The sequence below is a fragment of the Rhizobium sp. AG855 genome, from assembly GCF_003610655.1.
Lineage (GTDB): Bacteria > Pseudomonadota > Alphaproteobacteria > Rhizobiales > Rhizobiaceae > Allorhizobium > Allorhizobium wuzhouense.
The window spans coordinates 174,596-199,594 of sequence record NZ_RAQG01000003.1; the positions used below are offsets into that span (position 1 = coordinate 174,596).

24 protein-coding genes are annotated in these 24,999 nt (G+C 61.1%); 13 read left to right on the plus strand and 11 right to left on the minus strand.

Annotated features, from left to right (window positions below; all coding sequences use genetic code 11):
• Positions 1–156: 156 nt before the first annotated feature.
• The 8 genes from DFO46_RS00820 (at position 157) to DFO46_RS00855 (ending at position 7,107) form a co-directional block, all read left to right on the plus strand.
• Positions 157–375 (plus strand): hypothetical protein, encoded by a 219-nt coding sequence (locus tag DFO46_RS00820; RefSeq protein ID WP_120276001.1) that lies wholly within the window; start codon positions 157–159, stop codon positions 373–375.
• 267 nt (positions 376–642) lie between these two features.
• Positions 643–1,185, plus strand: coding sequence for a flavin reductase family protein (locus DFO46_RS00825; RefSeq protein WP_120276002.1), 543 nt, complete (start codon positions 643–645; stop codon positions 1,183–1,185).
• An 86-nt stretch (positions 1,186–1,271) separates the two neighbouring features.
• Positions 1,272–2,114 carry an acyl-CoA dehydrogenase family protein gene (locus tag DFO46_RS00830; protein ID WP_120276003.1) on the plus strand — a complete coding sequence of 281 codons (843 nt, stop codon included), beginning with the start codon at positions 1,272–1,274 and terminating at the stop codon, positions 2,112–2,114.
• Between the two features lie 183 nt (positions 2,115–2,297).
• Positions 2,298–3,434: an ROK family transcriptional regulator gene (locus DFO46_RS00835; protein WP_120276004.1), complete on the plus strand. Its 1,137-nt coding sequence runs from the start codon at positions 2,298–2,300 to the stop codon at positions 3,432–3,434.
• A complete protein-coding gene (locus DFO46_RS00840) occupies positions 3,434–4,204 on the plus strand; it encodes an ATP-binding cassette domain-containing protein (RefSeq protein WP_120276005.1) in 771 nt (256 codons plus the stop codon). Before DFO46_RS00835 ends, DFO46_RS00840 begins: the two co-directional genes overlap by 1 nt.
• Before the next feature lie 34 nt (positions 4,205–4,238).
• Positions 4,239–5,279, plus strand: coding sequence for a sugar ABC transporter substrate-binding protein (locus DFO46_RS00845; RefSeq protein WP_120278089.1), 1,041 nt, complete (start codon positions 4,239–4,241; stop codon positions 5,277–5,279).
• Positions 5,280–5,344: 65 nt separating this feature from the next.
• Complete coding sequence (locus DFO46_RS00850; protein ID WP_110792444.1) at positions 5,345–6,340, plus strand: ABC transporter permease; 996 nt, start codon at positions 5,345–5,347, stop codon at positions 6,338–6,340.
• Positions 6,337–7,107, plus strand: a complete 771-nt coding sequence (locus DFO46_RS00855) for an SDR family oxidoreductase (protein ID WP_120276006.1) — start codon at positions 6,337–6,339, stop codon at positions 7,105–7,107. Before DFO46_RS00850 ends, DFO46_RS00855 begins: the two co-directional genes overlap by 4 nt.
• A 43-nt stretch (positions 7,108–7,150) precedes the next feature.
• Here DFO46_RS00855 and DFO46_RS00860 read toward each other — a convergent pair whose 3' ends face one another.
• The 9 genes from DFO46_RS00860 to DFO46_RS00900 all read right to left on the minus strand — a co-directional run bounded on the left by DFO46_RS00860 (position 7,151) and on the right by DFO46_RS00900 (position 16,951).
• A complete protein-coding gene (locus DFO46_RS00860) occupies positions 7,151–8,461 on the minus strand; it encodes an extracellular solute-binding protein (RefSeq protein ID WP_120276007.1) in 1,311 nt (436 codons plus the stop codon).
• Between the two features lie 76 nt (positions 8,462–8,537).
• Positions 8,538–9,389, minus strand: a complete 852-nt coding sequence (locus tag DFO46_RS00865; RefSeq protein ID WP_120276008.1) for a carbohydrate ABC transporter permease — start codon at positions 9,387–9,389, stop codon at positions 8,538–8,540.
• Positions 9,386–10,267, minus strand: a complete 882-nt coding sequence (locus DFO46_RS00870; protein WP_120276009.1) for a sugar ABC transporter permease — start codon at positions 10,265–10,267, stop codon at positions 9,386–9,388. Before DFO46_RS00870 ends, DFO46_RS00865 begins: the two co-directional genes overlap by 4 nt.
• A gap of 1 nt (position 10,268) precedes the next feature.
• On the minus strand, positions 10,269–11,366 hold the full coding sequence (ugpC, locus tag DFO46_RS00875) for a sn-glycerol-3-phosphate ABC transporter ATP-binding protein UgpC (RefSeq protein ID WP_120276010.1): 1,098 nt from the start codon (positions 11,364–11,366) through the stop codon (positions 10,269–10,271).
• 27 nt (positions 11,367–11,393) lie between these two features.
• On the minus strand, positions 11,394–12,902 hold the full coding sequence (locus DFO46_RS00880; RefSeq protein ID WP_120276011.1) for an alpha-N-arabinofuranosidase: 1,509 nt from the start codon (positions 12,900–12,902) through the stop codon (positions 11,394–11,396).
• A gap of 115 nt (positions 12,903–13,017) precedes the next feature.
• The gene (locus tag DFO46_RS00885; RefSeq protein ID WP_110792451.1) at positions 13,018–13,938 is read right to left on the minus strand and encodes a metalloregulator ArsR/SmtB family transcription factor; all 921 of its coding nucleotides are present in this window, start codon (positions 13,936–13,938) and stop codon (positions 13,018–13,020) included.
• 220 nt (positions 13,939–14,158) lie between these two features.
• On the minus strand, positions 14,159–15,157 hold the full coding sequence (locus DFO46_RS00890) for a LacI family DNA-binding transcriptional regulator (protein WP_245408928.1): 999 nt from the start codon (positions 15,155–15,157) through the stop codon (positions 14,159–14,161).
• A gap of 48 nt (positions 15,158–15,205) precedes the next feature.
• Positions 15,206–16,195, minus strand: coding sequence for an ABC transporter permease (locus DFO46_RS00895; protein WP_120276012.1), 990 nt, complete (start codon positions 16,193–16,195; stop codon positions 15,206–15,208).
• Positions 16,196–16,210: 15 nt separating this feature from the next.
• Entirely contained in the window at positions 16,211–16,951 is a 741-nt protein-coding gene (locus DFO46_RS00900) for an ATP-binding cassette domain-containing protein (protein WP_110792610.1), read from the minus strand.
• Positions 16,952–17,110: 159 nt separating this feature from the next.
• Between DFO46_RS00900 and DFO46_RS00905 the strand changes: the two genes are divergently transcribed.
• From DFO46_RS00905 to DFO46_RS00925, 5 genes are all read left to right on the plus strand, one after another.
• Positions 17,111–18,091 (plus strand): NAD(P)-dependent oxidoreductase, encoded by a 981-nt coding sequence (locus DFO46_RS00905; protein ID WP_120276013.1) that lies wholly within the window; start codon positions 17,111–17,113, stop codon positions 18,089–18,091.
• A gap of 42 nt (positions 18,092–18,133) precedes the next feature.
• Positions 18,134–19,126, plus strand: coding sequence for a sugar-binding protein (locus tag DFO46_RS00910; protein ID WP_120276014.1), 993 nt, complete (start codon positions 18,134–18,136; stop codon positions 19,124–19,126).
• A gap of 129 nt (positions 19,127–19,255) precedes the next feature.
• Positions 19,256–20,203: a sugar-binding protein gene (locus DFO46_RS00915; RefSeq protein WP_120276015.1), complete on the plus strand. Its 948-nt coding sequence runs from the start codon at positions 19,256–19,258 to the stop codon at positions 20,201–20,203.
• Between the two features lie 86 nt (positions 20,204–20,289).
• On the plus strand, positions 20,290–21,789 hold the full coding sequence (locus tag DFO46_RS00920; RefSeq protein WP_120276016.1) for a sugar ABC transporter ATP-binding protein: 1,500 nt from the start codon (positions 20,290–20,292) through the stop codon (positions 21,787–21,789).
• Positions 21,790–21,800: 11 nt separating this feature from the next.
• Entirely contained in the window at positions 21,801–22,808 is a 1,008-nt protein-coding gene (locus DFO46_RS00925) for an ABC transporter permease (RefSeq protein WP_120276017.1), read from the plus strand.
• 64 nt (positions 22,809–22,872) lie between these two features.
• Here DFO46_RS00925 and DFO46_RS00930 read toward each other — a convergent pair whose 3' ends face one another.
• Together DFO46_RS00930 and DFO46_RS00935 are read right to left on the minus strand one after the other, a co-directional pair.
• Positions 22,873–23,481, minus strand: a complete 609-nt coding sequence (locus DFO46_RS00930; protein WP_110792458.1) for a J domain-containing protein — start codon at positions 23,479–23,481, stop codon at positions 22,873–22,875.
• 220 nt (positions 23,482–23,701) lie between these two features.
• Positions 23,702–24,976 carry an ABC transporter substrate-binding protein gene (locus DFO46_RS00935; protein WP_120276018.1) on the minus strand — a complete coding sequence of 425 codons (1,275 nt, stop codon included), beginning with the start codon at positions 24,974–24,976 and terminating at the stop codon, positions 23,702–23,704.
• Positions 24,977–24,999: the final 23 nt, after the last annotated feature.

Consider the following 24,999-nt stretch of genomic DNA (forward strand, 5'->3'; position numbering starts at 1 on the left):
ACGGGCTCCTTCTGCGTCCAGATGCGCGGGTCCTGGCCAACTCAAAAACGCGTCCAGGTGCGAACCGGTTTGCTTGGATCAACTCGAAAATAGAATACTAATTTTGTAGAATACATTGACTTCATCGTGGTCGAGGGCGACACTTCGGGTGTGCTGATGACGAAGAAGGAACTCAATATGCCCATTGGTTTCAACCTGTTCTCATTCGACCTGTACGAGGCATTTCGGCGCCGGAGCCAGGAGTCTGATGACGACGGTGATGCGCGCAACCATTCGCATCAGACGACGTTATCCGACGATGAAGAGGAGCGCCGTCTGCGGAATGAAACCTCAGACAAGCTCTTTTGGGGTTTCGGCTATTTCCCTGTCCCTTGAGGTGTTCTGATGGCCTATCTCGGTAACATTGATCGTCGGTCGAGAATTTCACGGCATGCCGTCATGGGGCGCCGCGACCTGAGTTTATGGACTGGCCGCCTGGCGGCTTGTGTCTCCTTTGTCTTCCTTGCGGTCGTGATCCTCGGTCTTTGAGGCCGTCCACCCAAGCAGCAGGACGGGTCCCGTCCGTCCTTTACGTGACGGCGCCTCGCTTCCGTCCCGACTGCCAAATGCACCATCCTTCTCCAAGGCTTCGAGAGTGTTGCCATGACAATCCAGACTGCACATAAATTGAACCTGAGAGCAGAACCCGCCATCGAGCCGGTTCAGGACGTCGATCCGCAGGCGCTCAAGCTGGCACTTCGCCAATTGGCGGGTGGCGTCTCGATCATCACCACGGGCGGTGACCTCGATCGTACCGGAGCCACCGTGACTTCGGCGACGGCGCTGTCCGTTCATCCGCCCAGGATGCTTGTATCGCTGAACAAGACCTCATCGACCTGGCCCGTTCTGCAGAAATACGGAAGCTTTGCTGTCAATGTCGCCGGCGCGCGGCACCAGGCGTTGGCCAACCAATTCGCCGGCGTGGGCGGGCTGAAAGGAGCCGAGCGCTACAGCGGCGCTGTCTGGACCCGTCTGATCTCCGGCGCCCCCATTCTGGCGGATGCCGTGGCTGCGATCGATTGCGAGCTGGAAGAGGCGATCGAGCGACACAGTCACGTCCTGATCATCGGGCGTGTGCTGGCCATTCGGCCAGGAGATGCGGTGTCGCTGGCCTATGTCGATGGCGGCTACCATATTCTCGAATGATCCGCCTTGGACCGGAACGGCCGATAAGGCATGGTATGCGCGGGGCGGAATAGTTTCGGATCGGTGCGGGAAGGGAAGCGGAAGAGATGGGTTCCATCACGCAGTTGAACGACAAGCTTCGAACGGTTCCCAATCCGTTGGTGTCCGACGAACAGGCGCGGGGGGCCATCGAAGACCTTTCAGCCTTTGGCACGGACGATGAACTGCTGAATGCCGCCGCGAAAAAAGGGCTGCTGGCGATCTCTGTGCCGAGCGATTTCGGCGGAGCCGACCTCCCCAACGAACTGATCGCGGAACTGGTCGAGGCGCTTGCACGCCGGTCTGAAGAGGTGGCGCGCCGCGCGCTGTCTCACTTCGTGGCGCTGGAGTTGGTCCGGTCATCCGGCACAGACGAGCAGAGGCGCGGCCTCTACAATCGTGTCATGCTCGGCGAGTGTCTGGCCCATGTCGGCTTCGGCATTGCCGATGCCAGGACCAATGCCGACGGGATCGGCCTCAGCCTGGCAGTGCCGACGGACATCGTTCCGGCCTTGCATCAGGACTGGACAATTCTGCCTGTCGTCGACGAACGGTCGGGGAGGGGCATCGCTGCCTTGCCGGCAACCGCGCTTGATCAGATGGAGATCGGTTCGGATTTGCATCTGCCGGGAGATCATGTCCTGACACTTGGTCCGGACGCAGAGCATATCGCCCAAGCGATCGAGGTTCTCCTGGAGGCGGCGCTCAAGGTCGGGTTGCTTTCGGGTTCGTCAGCGTCGCCTTACGAACCGGAACCTGATGTGGTGCTTCGCGAGCTATTGAGTGCCATGATTGCGCGGGTATCTGGGACCATCGACGCGCTGCAAGTCGGTGCTGCCAACGTCGACCTATCAGCCCTCGATCGATCCGTCCTTGCCTTGCGCCACCTCAACCAACAGGCCATCGGCTGATCAGCGATCCATCGCGCCGTCCATGGGCGGTACATGGTGAAATGCTCCTCCTTGTTTCCAGTATGCGCCTCAATGCCAACCCGGCGGGGTCCGTGCGTTTTCGCGAGGTCGGAGTCTTTTTTGAAAATGATTTGACTAAATAAATTTCCGCTGTCACTCTTCTGACATCAGCGGAGGTTTTCCATGGCGTTGCGGGGGACAAACCAGGAGACGGGACGACCGTACAATCGCAGGATTGTGCTGGAAGCGATCCGCCTTCGGGGACCCATAACGCGCGGTGATATCGCACGCAGCGTCGGTCTCACCGTTCAGACCGTCTCGACGATCGTCAGGGAGCTCGAAGACGAGGGCTTGATCCTCTCCGCGCAGAAGGCGCCCGAGGGGCGGGGGATTCCCCCCTCCACCTTGACCATCAATCCAGACGGCGGCCATGCGCTTGGAATCCATGTCACGCCGCTCGGCATTGAAGCAGCTCTGGTGAACCTTCGCGGCGATGTGTTGGAGAGCCTGCGTCGCGACGTGCTCAATGCGACGCCGGAAGACGCATTCTCCATCATTTCCGAGCTGGTGCAGCGGCTGAAGGCAAGCCCGCGTTGCGGTCGCCTGCTCGGCGCAGGTCTGGCACTTCCCGGACCATTCGACGTGGAATCCATGAGCTTTGTCGGCTCGACCACGATGACCGGATGGAAAAACGTGGATATTCGCCAACACCTGGCTGACGCGACAGGACTGCCGGCCTTCATCGAGAACGATATGGCGGCCGCTGCCCTGGGTGAGCAGCTCTACGGTCTCGGCCAGCAGCTGTCCGACTATTATTATCTCTTCTTCAGCGTCGGTCTCGGCGGCGCCATGATGCATGAGGGGGCGGTATTCCGGGGGGCTTGGGGCAATGCCGGTGAAATCGGCCATATTCCGGCCGTACCCGATGGGGAGCCATGTCCGTGCGGTAATCGCGGTTGCCTGGAGCGTTACCTTTCGCTCGATGCCTATGAGCGCCGCGGCTTGCCGGCGAACGAATGGGTCGCGGAGGTCGCGCCGTTCTTTCGCAGCGCAGTCCGGACGATCGAGAACCTTTTCGATCCCGAGACGATCGTTCTCGGCGCGCTCGCGCCGCATGCCTTCATCAGCCAGCTCGCCACCCTTGTCGACGGGCTCGACAATTCGATTTCCGCCCGGGCCAATCGGCCGATGCCGCGTGTGGTGATGGCGAGCGATTGCCAGCATTCGGCCTTGCGAGGGGCTGCGGCTCTTGCGGTCTTCGGCGTGATGTCGCCGCGATACGGGCAAATGTTCGAAACACCAGAAAAGGGGACTGCCTGATGACCGAGAAACTGCTCGTCCTGGATAACATCCGCATGAATTTCGGGGCGATCGAGGCGCTCAAGGGCATCAGTTTCTCGATTGGCAAGGGTGAAGTCGTCGCTCTCCTGGGTGACAACGGGGCCGGCAAATCGACCCTGGTCAAGATCATCTCCGGCGGTTTGCAGGCAACGTCAGGGCGCATGCTGTTCGAAGGGCAGGACTATCAGGCAAAGACGCCGGCCGAGGCGAAGGCCGTCGGTATCGAGACCGTCTATCAGGACCTGTCGCTGTGCACCAATGTCGACGTCGTCGGCAATTTCTTCATGGGCCGCGAAATCACGCGGAAGATTGCAGGCATCCCGTTCCTCGACGAGAAGGCCATGGAAGAGGTCACGTCCAAGGCGCTTGCCAGTGCGGGCACCCGCATTCCGTCCATGCGCACGAAAGTGGAACATCTGTCCGGCGGTCAGCGCCAGGCCATTGAGCTCAACCGCTTCGTTCATTGGGGTGGCAAGCTGGTACTGCTAGACGAACCGTTTGCCGCACTCGGCGTCGAACAGACACGGCGCGGACTCGATATGATCCGCCACGTTGCGAGCCAGGGCATCGGCGTCGTCATCATCACGCACATCATGCAGCAGGCCTTCCAGGTCGCTGACCGCATCGTCGTCATCCGCCACGGCGTCGTCGCCGGCGATGTCGAGAGAGCCAAGACAAGCCCGGATGCAGTGATCGAAATGATCACAGGGCAAGCACTCGCCGGAGCCGGACCGGTGGGCAGAGAATGAAAAGGGGTCCGGCTCAAAACTGGAGAGAACAATGATAAAGCGAATGATGCTTGCATTGCTGAGCGTTCTCGTGCTCGGCCTATCCATGCTCACGACGGCCGCCGCCCAATCGAAAGGCGTCGTCTACTATCTCGTGCCGACATTGCTCGACGAGTTCCAGACCGGTTCGGTCGGGGCGCTCGAGATGTTCCTGAAGCAGACCGGCTACGAGATGAAAACGCTCAATGCCGATAACAAGACCGATATGCAGCAATCGCAGATGAATGACGTCATCGCCCTGAAGCCCAGCGCGATCATTCTTGCTGCGGTCGATTTCAATGCGCTGAAGCCGTCCATCGAAGCTGCCCGTGAGGCCGGTATTCCGGTGGTCGAATTTGACCGGCAGATCACCTCGACCATGTCCGATTTCACCTCGGTTGCCGGTACGATCGAGATCGGTCACGTCGCTGCAGACCAGGCTGAAGCCATGCTGAAGGCCAAGAAGGGTGACGTTTCAGGCAAGATCCTTCAGGTCCTGGGCGATCCGGGCGATCCCTACACGCTCGATATCCAGAAGGGCTTCGAGGAGAAGATGAAGGCGTTTCCTGGCGTCACCATCATTTCCGTGCCTGCTCTGCAATGGGAAGCCAGCAATGCCGGGACGATCGTGTCCGACCAGATGCTCGCCAATCCCGATATCGACCTGATCTTCCTGCATGCAGCCCATCTTTCGGTCGCGGCCGTCGCCTCGCTCGAAGCTGCCGGCAAGAAGCCGGGTGATGTCATGATGATGAGCTCCAATGGCGCGCCCGTCGGTCTCGACCTCATCCGCAAGGGCTGGCTCAATACCGAGGTGGAGCAGCCCCTTTACGCACAGGCCGCCGCCGTTGCCATGTTCATGGACAAGATCGTCGGCAAGCAGGACATCAAGGCCGGCGAATACGACGTGCTCGGCCTGAAGGGCGTGGTGACGATCGAAGCCTGGGGGCCGAATATCAAGATCCCCGGCGCTGCGATCACCAAGGAGAATGTCGATAACCCGGCCTTCTGGGGCAATATGAAGCCGCCGGCCGGGACGGTCGAATCCGTCAAGTAAGACGGCTTTTCCACCCGGGGTCCGAGGGCCCCGGGACCTCCCTTCCTTCAATATGGATTGGCCGCATGCACCCTCGTAGTCGCACCATTCTCGAATTCATCCTCGACAATCTCGTCTGGTTCATGCTCATCGTGGTTCTCGCGCTGTTTTCGGCGCTGATCCCGAACTATTTCCAGATCGGCATTTTCACCAACATCATCGAAGCCTCCAGCGTGCTCGGGGTCATGTCGATCGGTCTGGCGCTGGTGATCATCACCGGTCATATGGACCTGTCCGTCGAATCCGTCGCGGCTCTCTCGGCCATGGCGGTCGGAATCCTCTTCTGCTCGGCTGGCATCGGGCTCGGAATCAAGCTCAATCCCGAATGGCTGATGGTTCCTGTCTCGCTTCTGCTGGCCTGCGCCATCGGCGCGCTGATCGGCCTCGTCAACGGTTTTCTGGTCGTGAAGCTGAAGATGAGCGCCTTCATCATCACGCTCGCCTCGTTCATCTGGGTGCGCGGTATCGTGCTTGCCGTCTCGGGTGGACGCTCCGCCCAGGATCTCGATCCGGCCATCCGCTGGTTTGCCATCGAACGTTTCGCCGGCATTCCCTTGTCAGCCTGGATCGCGATCGGCTGCTTCCTGATCTTCTCTGTGATGATGGCGAAGACGCCGTTCGGCCGGCATCTGATCATGATCGGCGGCAATGAAACCGCGACCTTCAGGGCGGGCATCCGCGTGACCCGCAATCTGATCATCGCCTTCGTCATGGCGGGAGCGATCGCCGGGCTCGCTGGCTGGCTGCTTGCCATCCGCACGTCCGGTGCCACTGCCAATCTCGGTGTCGGGCTGCTGTTCAACGCCTTTGCAGCCGTCGTCATCGGCGGCGTCAGCCTCAAGGGTGGTGTCGGCGCCCTTCCCGGCGTCTATGCCGGGGTGCTGCTGCTCTCGTCAATCAACACGGCCATCAACCTGATGGGGCTCCCGGCGAATTACACCCAGGTCATTCACGGCTTCCTGGTGCTCGCCGCCGTGCTTCTCGATACCTTCAAACAAAGGCTCCGCCAGAGGCTCGCATGACAGACAGATTGAAAGACAAGGTGGCCCTGGTCGTCGGCGCCTCCAGAGGTATCGGCAAAGCCGTTGCGCTGCGCTTCAAGGAGGAGGGGGCGCAGGTCGTCATCGCCGATCACGAGGCGGAGGAAGGGCAGGCGGCGGCCGATGACATCGGGGCCGATTTTGTCGTCGCCGACATTTCGAAAATGGATGATGCGGTCGCTGCGGTCTCGTTCACCGTTGAACGGCACGGTCGGCTCGACATCATCGTCCAGAATGCCGGCATCTATCCGTGGCAGCTGATCGAGAATACTGAGCCTGACGACTGGGACCGGGTGATGGCTGTCAATCTGCGCGGTTGCTTCAATGCGGCGCGCGCGGCGCTGGTGCCGATGAAGGCGCAAGGGTCAGGGCGCATTCTTTTCACGTCATCCATCACGGGCCCCTATGTCACGAGCCCCGGACATGGGCATTATGCGGCGAGCAAGGCGGGCATCAACGGCTTCATCCGGTCGGCGGCGCTGGAATTCTCGTCCTATGGGATCAATGTCAACGGTGTCGAGCCGGGCAACATTCTGACCGAGGCCATCCAGCTGCATCGCGGCGCGGCCTTTATCAAGAACATGGAGGTTGCCATTCCGCTCGGACGTCTCGGCTCGCCGCGCGACGTCGCCAATGCCTTCCTGTTCCTCGCCTCCGATGATGCGAGTTACGTGACCGGGACGACGATCGTCGTGGACGGCGGTCAATTGCTGCCGGAAGGCGCCGATTTCCGATTGCTGCCTCCCTGAGGCATGGGGTGGCACGGCGCGTGGCGCCGTGCCCTTTTTCGGCTCAGAGGTCGCCGAGCAGTTCGTTGACGCGGCTTTCGGCCGAGGCGAGGGCCTCGTCGACAGACTTGTCACCGTTGATAGCCGCGCCGACTTCTTCGCCGATGATGTCCTGGATCGGGAACTGGCGCTGGACTTCCGCCGGCAGCGGACGTCCGATCTCCGCAATCTTGGCGATGTTGTCACGATGCGGCAGCGACTTGAATTCCGGCATGTCGAAGACGGCCTTGGCAGCCGGCAGGTGACCGGTTCGGGCCCACTGGAAGTCGTTGTCGGCCAGGAACTTGAAGAGCTTGCCCACCGCGTCCACCTGTTCCGGCGAACGATCCTTCTTCGGCATCACCCAGCTGTGGCCGTCGGCATAGGTGCTGTCCTGGCCGGGGAAGAGCTGCGGGACCGGATAGACAGTGTAGCCCTTGGAGAGAGCCGTCCCATCCTTCTCAGACTGGGCGACATAATCACCGATCAACCATGTGCCGTTGACGGCAATGCCGCCTTCGCCGTTGGCAAAGCCGGAGACGGCGGCGGCATAGTCGAGGCCGGTCGTGGAGATGCCTTCGTCCTTCGTCGCCTTCATCAGCTCGACGGCGGCTTTGGCCTCCGGCGTGTTGAGCTTGATGGCGGTCGGATCGGCGAAGAAGTCCGAGTTCTGCTGCTGCAGCAGGGTGTAGAGGATACGGGTATAGGAGGCCGTCTCGTTGGCCATGATCTGGATGAGATAAGGCTTGCCGGTCTTTTCCTTGAACTGCTTGCCCTGGGCGATCAGTTCTTCACCCGACTTCGGCAGGATCGGTGTTCCGTCTGCGTTGACGAGGCCGGCTTCCTTCATCAGGTTCAGGTTGACGTGAAAAAGCATGGTCCAGTTGTCGAAGGGCAGACCGTACAGCTTGCCTTCCTTGGTGACGCCGTTGCGGCCGGCATCGGTGAAGCTGTCCGGGGTGACACCCTGTGCCGCCAGGACCTCGTCGATCGGCTCGATCAGGCCACGGCTCTGATAATCGGAAATGGCCGAATAGTGCATCGAGACGACGTCGGGTGCCGCTCCGGAAGCCATCTGCGCATTGAGCTGGTCGTAGCCCGGCCATTCGACCGTGGTCACGTTGACATCGATATCCGGATTGTCGGCTTCGAACTTGTTGACGAGCGCGGTGATGATGCCGCATTCGCCGACGGCGGCGGAGACGTCCGTCACCTTGCCGTAGTCGGCTTCGCAGGCGCCGAAGAAGCGCTGCAGTTCGATCTTGGTTTGCGCCTGAGCTGATGCGCCATAACCCAGCGCGATCATGGCGACGGTGGTCATCAATATGCGTTTCATCGTGTCTCACTCCCTTTTTCGGGTCTCTTGACCCTGTTGAACATTTCCGGGCGGCTCCTCTCCGACCGGGCAGGCTTCACTTCACCGCGCCTCCGGAGACGGCGGTCACGATGTGTTTCTGGAAGATCACGTAGACGATCAGTGCGGGGACGCTGGCAAAGACCGCTTGGGCTGCCAGGAATCCAAGACCCTCGCTCTGAGCGAAATTGGATTGCGACGAGGCGAGTCCGACGGTGAGCGTGTACATTTCCTTCTTGGTCGCCGAAATCAGCGGCCACCAATAGTCGTTCCAGCCATGCAGGAAGGTGAAGATGCCGAGTGTTGCCTGGGCCGGCAGGGTCTGCGGCAGCATGATCTTCCAAAAGATCCTCCACTGCGATGCATTGTCGAGCAGGGCGGCTTCGTCGATTTCCTTGGGGATCGCCCGGAAGAACTGTGTCATCAGGAAGACGCCGAAAGCACCCGACATGCCCGGCAGCATCAGGCCGAGATAGGTGTTGTGCAGGCCGAACCAGTTGAACATCTGGTGGCGGGCGATGATGACCGCCTGCTCCGGTACCGCGAGGCCGAAGAGCACGATGACGAACAGCGTGCGCCGGAATGGGAACTCGAGACGCGCGAAGCCATAACCGGCCAGCGAGGAGAGGATCAGCACCATCAGTGTTTCGCCGGTGGCAACGACGAGGCTGTTGAAGAACCAGCCGAAGACCTGCGACGAATGCAGGATGTTCAGATAGTTGGCGATCGTATAAGGCGCCCGGAAGACCGAGTCCGTGCCAATCATCAGGTCCTGGTTGCTCTTGATCGAGAGGCCGACCAACCAGGCAACCGGCGCCATCATCACGACGGACAGGAAGGCTGCTCCCCAGAGGAGCGGCCGGTTGGCCGTCAGAACGTCTGGCTTGTAGGTGTCGTTCGAGTTGCTCATGCACCGTCCTCCGTCTTGCGCGAGGACACGACGTATTGCGCCATGGCCGCGACGAGGATGATGAGGAAGAGGTATTGCGATGCTGCCGCCGCGCGGCCGACATCCCAGCGGACAAAGCCGACTTCGTAGATGTACATGACGAGCGGACGCGAGGTCCCGTTCGGGCCGCCATTGGTCATCAGCTGCGCCTGACCGAAGAGCTGGAACTGGAAGACGATCTGGATGATCGTGACCAGCATGATGGTGCGGGCAATCGAGGGCAGGGTGATGCGGGTCAGCACCCGCCAGGGGCTTGCATTGTCGAGCGCCGCTGCCTCGTAGAGATCCTGTGGCACCTGCTGCAGGGCGGCGAGGAACAGCATCATCGGCAGGCCCACGCACCACCAGACGGTGGCGACGCCGACGGCGAACAGCGACCAACCCTTGGTCGAGATGAAGTTGATCTGGTCAATTCCGGCCTGGGTGAAGAGAACCGAGAGAAGGCCGTCGCCGGGGATGAAGACGAAACGCCAGATCAGCGTGACGATGGTGACAGACAGAACCGAGGACGAGAAAAACAGGCCGCGGAAGAAGCTGGTGGTGCGCGTCGTGCGGTTGAGTGCGAGCGCCAGAAACAGCCCAAGGGCAACCAGCGTGGGGACGCTCACCACAACAAACAGGATGGTGTTGCGCAACGCCTGCAGGAAGACGGCATCGCCGGCGACGCGGATATAGTTGGTCAGGCCGACGAAGCGGCCGGGGCCGAAAAGGTCGACCTTGTGCAGGCTCAGCCACATGCCCCAGAAGAGCGGGAATACGAGCAGGGCGATGAAGACCAGGAGGTAGGGCAGGATGAAAAGCCCATTGCTCCATTGGCTGCGGCGATAGCTTTCGGCCATGTCAGTCCGTCTCCCTTGAGAAGGCCCGGCCATCGGCGCCGAAGAGATGAAAAGCCTTGGGGTCGAGCGAGATCATCAGCCGGTCTCCAGCCTTGATCAGGGAACGGCCGTCCGCTTCGACGACGAATTTGCTGCCATCATCGAGCACGCCGTAGACCAGCGAACGATCGCCGAGACGTTCGACCACTTCGGCGGTCAACGGGACACCGGGACGCCCGTCCGTCAGGACGGTGATGTCTTCGGCACGAATTCCGATGGTGGCACCCTGCGCATTGACTGCACCCGGGACCGCAAAGCCCGTTTCGACCGTTCCGAGGCCGGCCGTCGTAACCGCGAGGCCGGTGCCTACCTGGCTCCAACCCGTCACAGCCAGGAAGTTCATGGCCGGCGAGCCGATGAAGCTTGCGACGAATTTTGTGGCTGGCCGCTGGTAGACATCCATCGGCGTGCCGATCTGCTCGATCTTGCGCGCATTCATGATGACGATCCGGTCGGCAAGCGTCATTGCCTCCACCTGGTCGTGGGTGACGAAGATCATCGTCGAGCCGAGGCGGTGATGGAGCTGGGCCAGTTCCAGACGGGTGCGGCCTCTGAGTGCCGCATCGAGGTTGGACAGGGGCTCGTCGAACAGGAAGGCTTTGGGCTCCTTGACGATGGCGCGGCCGATGGCGACGCGCTGGCGCTGGCCGCCTGAGAGCTTCTGCGGTTTGCGATCGAGCAGATGGCCGATTTCCAGCGTTTCGGCAGCGGCCAGCACGCGGCTCTCGATCTCGCCTTTCGCCATCCCGATGTTCTCAAGCCCGAAGGACATGTTCTGTTTCACCGTCATATGCGGGTAAAGCGCATAGGACTGGAAAACCATCGCCACGCCGCGTTTGCCGGGCGGAAGCGTGTCGACGCGCTGGCCGGCCACCGAAATGGTGCCTCCGGTGACGTCCTCGAGGCCCGCGATCATGCGCAGCAACGTGGACTTCCCGCAGCCCGAAGGGCCGAGGAAGACCACAAATTCCCCCGCCTCGATGGACAGTGAAATGTCCTCAAGGACGGTCAGTGCGCCGTAGCGCTTGGTGACATTGTCAATTTCAATCGAAGCCGACATGGTTTCTCCTCCCCGTCGTCGATTGGTTTACTGGCCGAGCCGGATCATCCGGTAGCTGAGCGGAGCGATCTCCGCCTTGAGGCGTCCCTCCCCGACAGACACGCCGCTTCCATCGACCGGTTCGACGGTCTGCTTGTCGGGGCCGTTGACTGCCTTCAGCGCATGGCCCGCGATCACCTTGTCCATGATCACCTTGCGATCGCCGAAGCCTTCGAGCGCGACATCAAGAGTGATCGCGTCGGTCTCGTGGCGGTTGACGATGAAGAGGGTGAGCGCGCCGTCGGTGTCGCTCTCGACGGCGGAGACGTCGAGATAGGGTACGGCTTCGGCGAAGTCGGTCTTGTAGCTCGGGCAATCGATCGACAGCTGGTAGGAGATGCCGCGGCCGTAACGCGAGGCAAAGAGATAGGGATAATAGGTCGTCTGGCGCCAGGCCGGGCCGCCGGGCACGGTCATGATCGGGGCGATGACGTTGACGAGCTGCGCGAGGCAGCCGACCTTCACGACATCGGCGCGGCGGATGAAGGTGTTGAGAATGCAGCCGACCTGCAGCACGTCCTCGAAGTTGTAGATGTCTTCCAAGAGTTCCGGCGCATGCGGCCAGCCATCGCGGCCATCCAGAACCTTCCGGTCGGCTTCGTTGGAATGGTACCAGACATTCCACTCGTCAAAGCTGATATAGACGTTCTTCTTCGAGCGCTTCTTGGCCTTGGTGACCCGGATGACGGAGGCGATTGTCTCGATGTAGTCATCGAGGCGGGCGTTCTGCGCCAGATAGGCGGCGGTGTCGCCGGCATGGTTCTCGAAATACATGTGCAGGCTGATGTAATCGACGCTGTCATAGGTGTAGTCGAGAACTGTCGCCTCCCAGGCGGGATAGGTCGGCATCTTCGGTGAGGACGAGCCGCAAACGACGAGTTCGATCGACTTGTCAAAGGCGCGCATGGCCTTGGCGGTCTCGAAGGCGACCCGGCCATACTCCTCGGCCGTCTTCTGGCCGATCTGCCAGGGGCCGTCCATTTCATTGCCGAGGCACCAGAGCTTGACGTTCCAGGGCTCTTCGCGGCCGTTCTTGCGGCGCAGATCCGACCAGTAGCTGCCGCCCGGATGGTTGACGTATTCGAGGAAGGCGCGGGCTTCATCCAGGCCACGCGAGCCGAGGTTCACAGCCAGCATCATTTCGGTGTTGGCGGCCTTGGCCCAATCGGCGAATTCGTGGATGCCGACCTGGTTGGATTCCGAGGTGTGCCAGGCGAGATCGAGCCGAACCGGGCGATCTTCCTTCGGGCCGATACCGTCTTCCCAGTTATAGGCCGAAACGAAATTGCCGCCGGGGTAACGAACGACGGGTACATCCAGTTCGCGGACGAGATTGATCACGTCCTGGCGCATGCCATTTGCATCGGCAGTGGGGTGTTCGGGTTCGTAGATGCCGGTGTAGACCGCGCGGCCGAGATGCTCGACGAACGAGCCATAAAGGCGCGGATCGATCGCGCTGATTTTATAATCGCGGTGAACGGTGCCCACAGCCCGCATGTGTATTTCCTCCAAATATATCCGTTTTTCGGATATCTATCATAATTGAGGATATGATACACGGGATCGACCGGAGGTCAATCCGGCAATATGGAGGGGAAAATCGCAGGTGAAGTCAGGTCTTGATGCGCAGGACAATGTCCTGATCGTAGTTGCCGAAGCCGCGGCCGAAGATGTTGATACCACCGGGATGTTCGGCCGTCTCCGGCACCTCGATCCTGACGCGGATCGAGCGGTGCTCAAGCAGTTCCAGGTCGTCAAGTCGTGTATCGGACACGCGCATCCCGTCGATAAAGGTGCCGTTTTCCGTCACGCGAAAACTCTTCAAGACGCCATATTGGCTGCCGCGCAGCTTCCACCAGTCGGGTGTGAATTTGCCGCGGCGGTCGCCGAAATCGCCGGGCGACGTCCAGGTCGCGACGGCTTTGCCGTTGATCGAAATGGTGATGTCAGACGGCCAGTTCTCAGAGGTGCCGGGAACTTCGGAGGAAAGCTCCAGGAGCAGTTCCAGCTCCCGGATAGGCGCGCCCTTGATCCTGGCATTGTTCGGAAACTGATAGTCGACATAGCCCCTGGTAAACCAGAGCAGGCCAGCCTTCATGCGGTCGGGGGAGAGGAAGGTGTCGGGGCTGTCGAGATAGCCGATGATCGCCTCCGCTGCGCACATGCCGCAGGGGGCATAGACGTCGTAGCCGCTGTAGAGACCAACCGGCATCGACACTTCGATCGCTTCGTCGGTGGCCTTGTTGGGGCGGGTGAAGGTCAGCACGATCTCGTCGTGCACGGCATGGCAGATCTTCTGGCTGCCCTTGCGGGCCTTCTGCACTTCGGTGCGGATCAGGCCCGCTTCTTCCATCTGGTTGAGGTGCGTCGATGTCGTCGACTGCGGCAGGTCGAGAACCTCGGCAATCTCGTTGACGTTGAGGGGGCCTCGGGCATGCAGAAGTTCCAGAATGGAAAGTCGAGCGGGTGCGGCTAGGCTCTTCAGCACATCCTTGCCGTCCTCGGGCGTGATCATCAAAAATCGGCTGCTCACATCGATCCTCCCCGTGATCACGGATCTATATCAGGAATTTGGGTTTGATCAACAGCGGAGATGTCTGTGGCGCGAGGGGAAGGGCAAGAGTGACGCGCCGGCCGCCAGATCATGTCCGTATTTCATGGAAACACAGAAATGATCTATCTCTTTGTCATCAAGCAATTCCGGAGGCGAAACCGGATTCCACTTTCGCCGGAGTTGCTCTCGGCGAGGCGTTTCAGACGGATTCCCGTTCCACCAGCAGGCATTCGACCTTCAACTGGTCGTGGGAACTGTTCAGGCCGCCTGTGATGTCGGAGATCACTTCGACGGCCATCGCCCCCATCTCGAACATCGGCAGGTGGAAAGTGGTGAGCGGCGGCATGGTGAATTGGGCGATGTCCCGGTTGTCGAAGCCGACGACCGAGATGTCGCCGGGGACCGTCTTGCCCAGTTCCTTCAGCGCGTCGATGCAGCCGAGCGCCATGAGATCGTTGGCGCAGAAGATCCCATCCGGCGGTTCCGGCAGCTTCATCAGGGCATGGGTCTTCTCGTAACCGGAAGACGGTTCCCAGTTGCCGTAGTGGACAAGGTCGGGGTCATAGGTGATGTCGTTGCTGGCCAGTGCCTGTTTGTAGCCGCGCAGGCGGTCGCGCGGATTGTCGAGGCCTTCCTGTCCGTTGATGAGCGCGATCCGCTTACGGCCGGCGGCGATCAGTCGTTCGGTCGCGGCGCGGCCGCCGGCGACGTCGCCGGGAAGGATCGAGGCAAGGCGGCGCTGCTGGTCGTAGCAGTTGACGAGAACCGACGGAGCGCGGAACAACGGCTCGGGCGGATCAATCTTTCGGGTCAGGATCGTGCCGAAGATGTAGCCGACGAGCACCTGGCCATCACAGACGGAGAAGATGCCGCCATCCGGGTCCTCGCCCTTGCGGAAGACGCCAAGCGTGACGATGATGCCGAGTTCCAGCGCCTTTTCACGGGCACCCTCGAAGGCCATGGCCATCCAGGGATCCGTCGTGAGTTCGTCGACCACGAAGACAATGACCCGGCTTCCCGCGTTGGCCGGTGTCGCTGATTTATTCGAGAGGCGATACCCGAGTTGTTCGGCGGCATCGAAGACGCGCTTGCGGGTGGTCTCGCTGAAGCGGGCCCCGGAACTTCCATTCAGGATGAGCGACACGGTTGCCTGGGACACACGCGCCAGTGCCGCTACATCCATCATCGTCGGTTTCAAGGCATTCTCCATGACGAACACCGTGGTTTCCGAAGCGCAAGACGGCTTTCAGGATCTGAATAGCCTGATACGATCGAAGGCGACGGCAACCACTATGAAGGTACCTATGAACATTCCTTGCCAGAATGTCGAGATGCCAAGCAGGATCAGGGAGTTGCGGATCACTTCTATCAACAGCGCACCGACGACGGCGCCAAGCGCATTGCCTTCCCCGCCCGCCAGATTGGCGCCGCCGATGACCGCTGCCGCAATCACCGTCAGTTCCATGGCCTGACCGAGGTTGGTGGTGACGCTGCCGAGCCATCCCGCCATCAGGATGCCGGCGAGGCCTGCGGTGAAAGCCGAGAACATATAGATGCTCACCTTCATGCGCCGCACCGGTATGCCGGTCAGCAAAGCTGCGTTCTCGCTGCTGCCGATGGCGAAGAGATGCTGGCCCCAGCGGGTCCATTTGAAGGCGAGCGACATGATCAGTGTCAGGGCGGCAAGGACGTAAAGGGGGTGGGGGATGCCGAGGGTCGATCCGCCGCCGACCCAGATCAGCACATTGTGGTCGGGACCGAAATCCCAGATCATCTTGTTGTCGGAGAGCACCATGGCGAGCGATCTGGCGGCCGACAGGGTTCCAAGGGTCACGACGAAGGGCGGCATGCCGGCATAGGCGACAAGCAGGCCGTTCAGCAGGCCGACGAGCAGGGCGGCGCCGAGGGCCATGACGGCTGCGAGCAGAAAGGGTGCCCCGGCTGCCATCGTGACGCTGATCACCATGGCGCTGAGCACGACCGAGGACCCGACCGAGAGATCGATGCCTCCGGCGGCGATCACCGCCGTCATGCCGATCGCGATAATGCCGACAAAGGCGAAATTGCGGGCGACATTGAAGAGATTGCGCTCGCTGGCGAATGCGTCGGTCAGGAATGTCAGGGCAAGGCAGGCGAGGATGGCTGCAAGAAACACCCAGAACAGCTGCAGGCTTGCGACCCGCGACAGCCAGTTCCTGTGTTCGCTTCTCGAAATGACGTCTTCCAGAGTGGTCATGGGTTCATCCTCTCCTCAAGCGGTCTCGATTGCGCCGGTAATGAGACCGGTCACTTCCTCGGGTGAGGACATGGCAGCCTTCTTGTTGGCAACCAGTTCACCACGGCGCAGCACGGCAATGCGGTCGGAGACCCCAAAGACGTCGGGCATGCGGTGGCTGATCAGAATGACGCTGATCCCCTGATCCCGGAGCCGCCGGATGACATCCAGAACTTCGGCAACCTGGCGCACTGAGATTGCCGCTGTCGGTTCGTCCATCATGACGATCTTCGGCTGCGACAGCAGGGTTCGGGCGATGGCGACCGCCTGTCGCTGACCGCCGGACATGCGGCGGACGAGATCCCGCGGGCGGGTTTCGGATTTCAGCTGGCGAAAGAGGCCGGCGGCGACGCGATTCATGTGCCCGTAGTCGATGTAGCGCAATGGCCCGAGCCGTTTCGTCGCCTCCCGTCCCAGGAAGACATTCGATGCTGCAGAGAGGTTATCGCAGAGCGCGAGGTCCTGATACACGACCTCGATACCCTCCCGTTGTGCGTCGCGGGGGTTGTGAAAGCTCACGGGCTGGCCGTCAATCCGGATCTCGCCGGTGGTGGGTCTGAAGTTGCCGGCGATAATTTTCACAAGGGTGCTTTTGCCGGCACCGTTGTCGCCCATCAGGCCCAGAACCTCTCCCGGCTCGATCGACAGCGCCACTGATGACAAGGCCTGTATTGCGCCGTAACTCTTTGATATTCCATTCAGTGTAAGTCGCGACACGCGCGGTCCTCCCCCGGATTTTTGCTCCTCCAGCATCAGCATGCCGACGTGCGTCGAGACGGTCAACGGCCATTTTGATATTAATGATGCTTGACTTAATATTATTACTAAATATTAATTCGAGCAACCAGTGAATGAGTGGGCGAGGGGAGGCGTTGAATGAGGTTGCTTGTCACGGGCGCCACCGGAAAGGTTGGCCAGGCCTTCCTTCCCGCCTTCCTGCGCGAGCCCCGCTTTGCCGATTGGAGCGTCGTGGCGCTTTGCAACAACAGGGTGATCGACGCTGCCGATCGGCTGTCGGTGGTGAAGGGGTCGGTCGCAGATCAAGATGTGGTTTCGGCGGCGCTCTCCGGTGTGACGCATGTGCTGCATCTGGCGGCCGTCAAGGAAACCCCTGACCAGGCGATCGACGTTGCGCTCAAGGGGCTCTACCTGCTGCTCGACCGCTTCTGCCAGCTCGAGGATGCGCGACAGTTCATCCTCCTGAGTGGCGATTGTGTCGTGGGGCATATCTTTCAGGACTATCCGGAACCCATCACCGAGCAGTCGCCGCGCAGGGCCTATCCCGGCGTCTATGCCCTGACGAAGGTGCTTGAAGAGGTAATGATCGAACAGGTCGGCATTCAATCCGGGCTGAACTGGACGACCCTTCGGGCGCCGTGGATCATGGAGAAGGACGACTTTCGCCAGGCCTTCGCGTTCGGTGGTGAGCAGTTCGGCGGGCCGCCCTGGTCGTCGCTCATCGATCCAAAGCGGCATGAGCAGATCCGTGCTGGCGGATATTTTCCTGCAATGCGCGATGCCCGTGGCAGTTACCTGAAGCGCAGCTTCATCCATGTCGACGATCTCGTCCGCGCGATCCTGTCGTCGATCGACAATCCGCAGGCCTTCGGCCAGCTGTTCAATATCGCGATGGACGAACCTGTCGATTACGGCCGTGTCTCGGAGCGTGTGAAGACCGTTGCGGGGCTTGAGCCGGCAGATATCGAAACCCCGTTTCACAGCAACTGGCTCGACAATTCCAAGGCGCGGAAAATCCTCGGGTGGAGGCCCGAGATTGATCTCGATCGGCTCGTGGAGCGGGCCTGGAACTACCGGCGCGCGGCGGATGATCCGCGCATCATCTGGTATCCCGGCTGAGCAGGAGGGCTTTCGCCGGCAATTTGGAGGAGGAGAAAAGCAATGAAAATGCGTTATCTGGCATTCACTGCAATACCTGTTCTCATGGCCCTGGCCGGGGAGAGCGCCGCCGAGGGCAAGAAGACGCTGGCGATCGTCGTCAAGGGACTCGACAACCCGTTCTTCGAGCAGATCAATCTGGGCTGCAAGAAGTGGCTCTCGGAAAATCCCGACAGTGAATATGAATGCCTCTACACGGGGCCTGCTTCTTCGGCCGATGAGGCCGGCGAAGTGCAGATCGTCGACGATCTGTTGAGCCGCGGGGTGGCGGCCATCGCCATTTCGCCATCGAATGCGCCTGCCATGGCCAACCGGATTCGCGAGATCGCTCCATCCGTGCCGGTCATGACGGTCGATGCCGATTTCCTCGAAAAGGACAGCGATCTTCGCAAGACGTATCTTGGCACCGACAACTACCTGATGGGTGTCAAGATGGCGGAGGAAGCGAAGAAGCTGAAAGCCGAAGGCGGATCCGTCTGCCTGCAGCTCGGCAATGTCGCAGCCGCGAATATCAATGCCCGCGCGCAGGGTTTCCGCGACACCATCGCCGGTGCCAAGGATGTCGACCGCCTGACCGGCCAGAACGGCTGGACGGAAATCGAGGGCTGCCCGGTCTATACAAACGACCAGGCGGATCTCGCCAACCAGCAGATGTCGGATGTCTTCACGGCGCATCCCGATCTTGACGCGTTCATCCTGGTCGGCGGTTGGGCGCAGTTTGCCCCTCAGGCCTATACCCAGGTCACGGATCAGGTGATGGACAAGCTCAAGTCCAAGGATCTGGTCATCGTGGCGGGCGACACCCTGCCGCCGCAAACGCAGGCCTTCCGTGAAGGGCGCAGCCATGCGCAGGTCGGTCAGCGACCCTTCGAAATGGGCTATAAGGCGCCCGATGTGATGATCCAGCTGATCAAGGGCGAGAAGGTCGAAGATCCGTTGTTCACCGGTCTCGATGTCTGCAACACCGAAGACCCCGGCTTCTGCAAGGACAATTGACACACCAGGCAGAGGGGCTTGCTCTCTGGCTGACTTCGTTCGGCATGCGGACGGCTCGGGAGGGGCCGTCCTGCGTGCTGCCGTTCAACATGATGGCAGCCCGATGGAGAGGGTTGCGGGAGGATAAAAATGAAGAGACTTTCGATTACGGCGCTTGCAGCCGCACTCACGATCGCGGCGACGCCGGTGCTGGCTGACGACAAGCCGGCGCTTGCCTTTGTCGTCAACGCGGCCTCGGACTTCTGGAAACTTGCGGAAGCCGGCGTCAAGGCGGCCCAGGCCGAGCTTCCGGATTTCGACCTGCAGTTCCGCTATCCGGCCCAGGGGACCGCAGCGCTTCAGAACGCGCTGATGGACGATCTGGTCGCCGCCGGCACGGATGCGATCATGATTTCATCCGTCGATCCGAAGAACTCGGTCGATGCCTTCAACAAGATCGCCGGGCAAATCCCGCTGTTCACCACCGATAGCGATGCGCCGCAGTCGAAGCGGATCGCCTATCTCGGCTCTTCCAACACCAAGGCCGGCATCCAGGCGGGCGAGATTGCCGTGAAGGCTTTGCCCAAGGGTGGTAAGTGCATGGGCTTTGTCGGCTTCCTCGGTGCCGACAACGCCAAGGAGCGCATCGCCGGCTTCCGCGAGGCCGTCGAAGGCAAGGGCATCGAATTGGTCGACGTGCGCGGTGACGATGTGGACTTCGCCCGCGCCCGCTCGAATGTCGACGACGTGCTGGCGGCTAACCCCGACATCGACTGCATGGTCGGCTTCTATTCCTACAATCCGCCGAAGATCTACGAGGCTCTGCAGGCAGCAGGCAAGCTGGGCGCCATCACCGTCATCGCCTTCGACGAGGATCCGATCACGCTCGGTGCCGTCAGGGAAGGCAGCTTTGCCGGAACTGTCGTGCAGGATCCCTATCAGTGGGGCTATCAGGGCATGAAGCTGATGGCGGCCTATGTGAAGGGCGACAAGTCGCAGGTTCCGGCCGACGGGCTGATCATCGTGCCGACGCAGGTGATCGACAAGGCCAATGTCGATGCTTTCGAAAAGCAGCTCAAGGAGCGTATCGGCGGCTGATCCGGTGTCGCCGATACCCCTTAAGGTCTGCGCGGGCCGCCCCGGTCCGCGCAGACCGTCTGTCTGCCGCCGAGGAGCATTTGCGCATGTCTGCTGATACCCGCATCTCTCTCGATCTTGTCGGGATCACCAAGGTCTATCCGAGTGCCGTTGCGCTGAACGGTGTATCGCTGTCGATTCGCGGCGGCGAAGTGGTCGGGTTGATCGGCGAGAATGGGGCGGGCAAGTCGACGCTCATGAAGGTGCTGGGCGGTACGATTGCGCCCGACGAGGGAGAGATCGTCATCGACGGAGTGCCTCTGGCGGAGATGACACCCGCTGCGGCCGTCTCGCACGGTATCGCTTTCGTCCATCAGGAGCTGAACCCCTTCTCCAATCTCGACGTTGCCGGCAACGTTTTGCTGGGACGCGAAATCCGCAGCGGCCCTTTCGGCTTTGTCGACCGGAAGGCGATGGAAAGCCGCGTTCGTCCACTGCTCGACATGCTCGGCACCCGTTTCACCGCGTCGACGGCCGTGTCCGAGTTGTCGCTCGCCGATCAGCAATTGCTGGAGATCGCCAAGGCACTGTCGATCAATGTACGCCTCTTGATCCTCGACGAGCCGACGTCGAGCCTGACGCTTGCGGAAACACAGCGGTTGCTCACCGTTATCCGGCGGCTTCGCGACGAAGGGGTCGCCGTCCTGTTTATCACCCATCGCCTGAATGAGGTGGAGGAGGTGGCGGATCGGGTGGTCGGGCTGCGTGACGGCACAAATGCCGGTGAACTTCCCCGAGAGGGGATCACCAAGGATGCCATGGTGCGCCTGATGATCGGTCGGGACGTCAAGCAGTTCTATGTTCCACCTGAACGCCAGGCCGGCGCCGTCGTGCTGCGCACCGTCGGGCTTCGAACCCGGACCTATCCGGATGCGCCGGTCAACCTTGTCATCCGCAGCGGCGAGATTTTCGGACTTGCCGGACTGGTCGGGGCGGGCCGAACCGAGTTCGCACGGGCTTTGTTCGGCATCGATCCGGTGCAGGCCGGACACGCGGAAATCGGTGGACAGCCGGTTGAACCGGGGTCGGTCAGGGCCGCCATCGACGCGGGTATCTGTCTTGTACCGGAGGACAGGAAGACAGAGGGGCTCTTTCTCGACTTCACCAGTGCCGGCAACATCGTGATGCCGAGACTGGCGGCCATCGCAAGGCATGGATTTGTCGATGGGAGAGTTGAGCGGGAAATCGCCGAGGACTTTCGTCAGAAGCTGTCGATCAAGGCGCGGCGGCTCGACCGGCCGGTTGGCGAACTCTCAGGCGGGAACCAGCAGAAGGTCGTGCTGGCCAAATGGCTCGGGCTTCATCCGCGGCTGATCATCCTCGACGAGCCGACCCGGGGTATCGACGTCGGTGCGAAAGCTGAAGTCTACAGCCTGATGCGTGCAATGGCGGAGCAGGGGGCGGCCATCCTGATGATCTCCTCAGACATGGAGGAAGTCATCGGCGTCTCCAATCGTGTCGCGGTGATGCGTCGTGGTGTGATTGCCGGGGTGCTCGAACGTGAGGATCTCTCCGAGGAAGCCGTGCTGCGGCTTGCGGTCGAATAGAGGAATACCAGATGCACAAGAAAGACATCGGCCTTGCCGTTCTCGTGGTTACCGTCGGGGCGATCGTCGCGCTGGTCAATCCACGCTTCCTGTCGCCGATCAATCTGGCAAATACGGCCAACCTGATCGGGCTGTTCGGGTTGTTCTCCATTGCGGAAGCCTTCGTCATCGTGACAGCCGGGATCGAGCTGTCGATCGGCTCGGTGATTGCGCTCTTGGGCGTGATCTTCATCGACCTGATCGCCTCCTACGGCGTACCCTGGCCGGTGGCGCTCGTCATCGTCATGCTGCTGTCTTTGCTGATCGGGCTCCTTCACGGCTGGCTGATCACCCGGCTCAAGCTGCAGCCCTTCGTGGTCACGCTCTGCGGTCTGCTCATCTATCGCGGTGTGGCGCGCTTCTACACGAAGGATGGAACGGCCGGATTCACCTTCGGCACGGATCTGCCGACACTCGAATATCTGTTTGTCGGACGCACCGCCGGCATTCCCCATTCGGTGATTGCATTTGCCGCCTTCGCGGTGTTGGCCTGGGCATTGCTCCATCGGACCGTCTTCGGGCGGCATCTGATGGCGGTGGGCAAAAACGAGGAGGCGGCGCGCTATTCCGGCATCGATACGCGGCGCGTCATTCTCCAGGCCTATATGCTGTGCATGTTCCTGACAGGTGTCTCGGCGGTGTTTTTTGCCATGTACACCAAGTCCGTCCAGCCATCCTCGCATGGCAATTTCTACGAGCTCTACGGTATCGCGGCGGCCGTGCTCGGCGGATTTTCGCTGCGGGGCGGCGAGGGATCGATCGTCGGCGTGGTTCTGGGCGTCGTCCTGCTGCAGGAATTGCAGAACCTCGTCAATCTGCTCGGCATCCCGTCTTCGCTGAACTTCGCCGTGATGGGGGCCGTGATCCTGGCCGGGGTGATCGCCGACACGCAATTCGTCGCCTATCGTGACAGGCGCCGCCAGGCCGCCGCAAGATCGGCCGCCAAGCTTGGCAGTGAGGCTCCAGCAAGCACGCAGTGACGGCTTCGAGCGCGCGGATCAGATCGTGTCGCGCGGTCTGCGGCAGAAACTCCGACGCGCTGTTTCAGCAGAAGCCGTTCAATTTCAGGATCTTGTGGGCGTCAATCGAGGCGCGGAGCTTGTCTTCGGAATCGCGATCCCCCTGATTGGCATCGGGGTGGTGCATCTTCAGCCGTTCCTTGTAGCGGCGTCGGATTTCCTCCGGCGTTGCGTCAGGTGAAAGATCGAGCGTTTCGAAGGCCTTTGCTTCCAGGACTTTCAGTTTGCGCTTCTGGAGGTCGGCGGCTGCGGCTTGTCGCTCGGCCGCAGCCTTGCGGGCATTCAGCGCCTTGGCGGAACCGGAGCGCGTTTTCAGCGGCAGCGGTATCTCCTTCGCCTGGGTGGTGGCGGTGCCAACAGTTGCGCGGGCGCCGCTTGCGGCTTCCCGCTGGTAGCGGGCCGTGACCGGGTCGGACAGGCTAGTCTGATAGTTGTAGCCCCTGTTGTAGTCCTTCACATGCTCCTGACAGAAGAGCAGGTAAAGTCCGTCCGCATCGCAGCCAACCGGTGCACGGTGGGCGCCATGCTTCTCGCACCCGTCCCATTGGCATTTCGGACCGCTCTCGACGCGTTGTGCTACAGGCTTTTTCTTGGTCGACCGGAGGCCGACGAATATCTTTGAATCAGTCGTCATCCGGCCATATAGGGCAGTCTCGCCGCGCCGGGCAAGGACTATGACGCATAGCACACATACCGTGTGCGATGGGCATGGTCCCTTGGCCGGAAAACTGCTCGGCCTGCCAGGGTGGGGCGGGTCAATCGTTGCTCGTCTTTCCGGATCCGGTCCAGGTGCGGGACCGGCCAGATGGTGCCGGAATATGCCCGGCACCCTTTCCTGCGTGCGTGGATATTCGTCAGCTCAAGGCTTCCATCGTGCCGGCCGTGGGAATGTTCGGCGCCGTCTTATTGTCGACGATGACGAGGTCGAATTTTCCGTCGTCCTTGCGGCGCCACTGCCCGCCGACGAGCGGCGTCTTGGTCACGTTCTTCGCCGCAAAGGGGGGGACGCCCTGGCCGTTCCACTCAACATGGCCGACGATGGTGTCGACCTTGGAGGCGGCGATGGCCGCTGCCACGCCTTCCGCATCGGTCACATCGCTGACGCGACCCATGACATCGGTCGCCATCTCGAACAGCGAATGGATAAAGCCGATCGGCTGGGTCCAGGGACGGCCGGTCTTGGCCGTGAAGTCGGCTGCAAGCTCGGCAGCACTCTGTCCTGTCAGAGACGACTTGAACGGATGCTGGGCCGACCACCAGACTTCGGAGGACAGATTGTGACCGGCGGGCCCCAGGGTTTCGACCGACTGCGGGAAGAGGATCGCCTTTGCGACGGTGAGTGCCTTGGGCGTGAAGCCCTGCTGCTTGGCCTGGTTCCAGAAGGTCGTGAAGTCCGGCGGGATGACGACGCCGGTGATGATGTCGCATCCGCCGTCCTTGAAGGCGTTGACCTGGGCGGTGAAATCATCTGTGAGGTTCTGGTAACGGCCGGGATCGAGAAGCTCGTAGCCGGCCTGTGCCAGACCCGGTTTCAGGCCGACATTCGGATCGCCCCAGGCATTGCCGTCGGCATCGTTGGGAAACAGACCGCCGACCTTCTTGTTGGTGTCGAGCTGGTTCCACATGTTGGTGAAGACGGCAATGACGTCTTCCAGACCCCAGAAATAATGATAGGCGAAGTCGAAGGGTTTCCAGCTCTGCGGGTCGCCGGGATTGCCCTGTTGACCGATGAACCACGGCTGCCAGGGTGCCTTGGTGGAAATGCAGGGCACGCCTTCCGCTTCGCAGGTGGTGGCCACCGGATTGGTGGTTTCCGGCGTCGATGCCACCAGCATCAGGTTGATCTCGTCCGATAGGATCAGCTCCTTGGCGACATCTGCGGCGCGGTTCGGATTGGACTGGCTGTCCTTGACGATGACTTCGAAGTTCTTGCCCGCTTCGGTCGCGAGGAACGAGGCGATGTTATAGGCGTCGCTTTCGCCGAAGCTTGCCAGCGGTCCGGTTTGCGGACTGACATAGCCGAGCTTGATCTTGGCTCCCTGCGCGATCGCGGGGGCCGAAAGGCCTCCGAAGCCGTAGGCGAGCGTGCCTGCTGCGGTCGCCTTCAAGAGTTTTCTGCGCGTGATCATGCTGTCCTCCCCATTCTTGTCTG

Coding starts and splice junctions, on each gene's coding strand:
- DFO46_RS00855 (WP_120276006.1), top strand. CDS start 6,337: ATGACAGACAGATTGAAAGACAAGGTGGCCCTGGTCGTCGGCGCCTCC.
- DFO46_RS00895 (WP_120276012.1), bottom strand. CDS start 16,195: ATGACCACTCTGGAAGACGTCATTTCGAGAAGCGAACACAGGAACTGG.
- DFO46_RS00905 (WP_120276013.1), top strand. CDS start 17,111: ATGAGGTTGCTTGTCACGGGCGCCACCGGAAAGGTTGGCCAGGCCTTC.
- DFO46_RS00925 (WP_120276017.1), top strand. CDS start 21,801: ATGCACAAGAAAGACATCGGCCTTGCCGTTCTCGTGGTTACCGTCGGG.
- DFO46_RS00935 (WP_120276018.1), bottom strand. CDS start 24,976: ATGATCACGCGCAGAAAACTCTTGAAGGCGACCGCAGCAGGCACGCTC.
- DFO46_RS00865 (WP_120276008.1), bottom strand. CDS start 9,389: ATGAGCAACTCGAACGACACCTACAAGCCAGACGTTCTGACGGCCAAC.
- DFO46_RS00870 (WP_120276009.1), bottom strand. CDS start 10,267: ATGGCCGAAAGCTATCGCCGCAGCCAATGGAGCAATGGGCTTTTCATC.
- DFO46_RS00920 (WP_120276016.1), top strand. CDS start 20,290: ATGTCTGCTGATACCCGCATCTCTCTCGATCTTGTCGGGATCACCAAG.
- DFO46_RS00820 (WP_120276001.1), top strand. CDS start 157: ATGACGAAGAAGGAACTCAATATGCCCATTGGTTTCAACCTGTTCTCA.
- DFO46_RS00840 (WP_120276005.1), top strand. CDS start 3,434: ATGACCGAGAAACTGCTCGTCCTGGATAACATCCGCATGAATTTCGGG.
- DFO46_RS00915 (WP_120276015.1), top strand. CDS start 19,256: ATGAAGAGACTTTCGATTACGGCGCTTGCAGCCGCACTCACGATCGCG.
- DFO46_RS00830 (WP_120276003.1), top strand. CDS start 1,272: ATGGGTTCCATCACGCAGTTGAACGACAAGCTTCGAACGGTTCCCAAT.
- DFO46_RS00930 (WP_110792458.1), bottom strand. CDS start 23,481: ATGACGACTGATTCAAAGATATTCGTCGGCCTCCGGTCGACCAAGAAA.
- DFO46_RS00825 (WP_120276002.1), top strand. CDS start 643: ATGACAATCCAGACTGCACATAAATTGAACCTGAGAGCAGAACCCGCC.
- DFO46_RS00880 (WP_120276011.1), bottom strand. CDS start 12,902: ATGCGGGCTGTGGGCACCGTTCACCGCGATTATAAAATCAGCGCGATC.
- DFO46_RS00910 (WP_120276014.1), top strand. CDS start 18,134: ATGAAAATGCGTTATCTGGCATTCACTGCAATACCTGTTCTCATGGCC.
- DFO46_RS00860 (WP_120276007.1), bottom strand. CDS start 8,461: ATGAAACGCATATTGATGACCACCGTCGCCATGATCGCGCTGGGTTAT.
- DFO46_RS00850 (WP_110792444.1), top strand. CDS start 5,345: ATGCACCCTCGTAGTCGCACCATTCTCGAATTCATCCTCGACAATCTC.
- DFO46_RS00835 (WP_120276004.1), top strand. CDS start 2,298: ATGGCGTTGCGGGGGACAAACCAGGAGACGGGACGACCGTACAATCGC.
- ugpC (WP_120276010.1), bottom strand. CDS start 11,366: ATGTCGGCTTCGATTGAAATTGACAATGTCACCAAGCGCTACGGCGCA.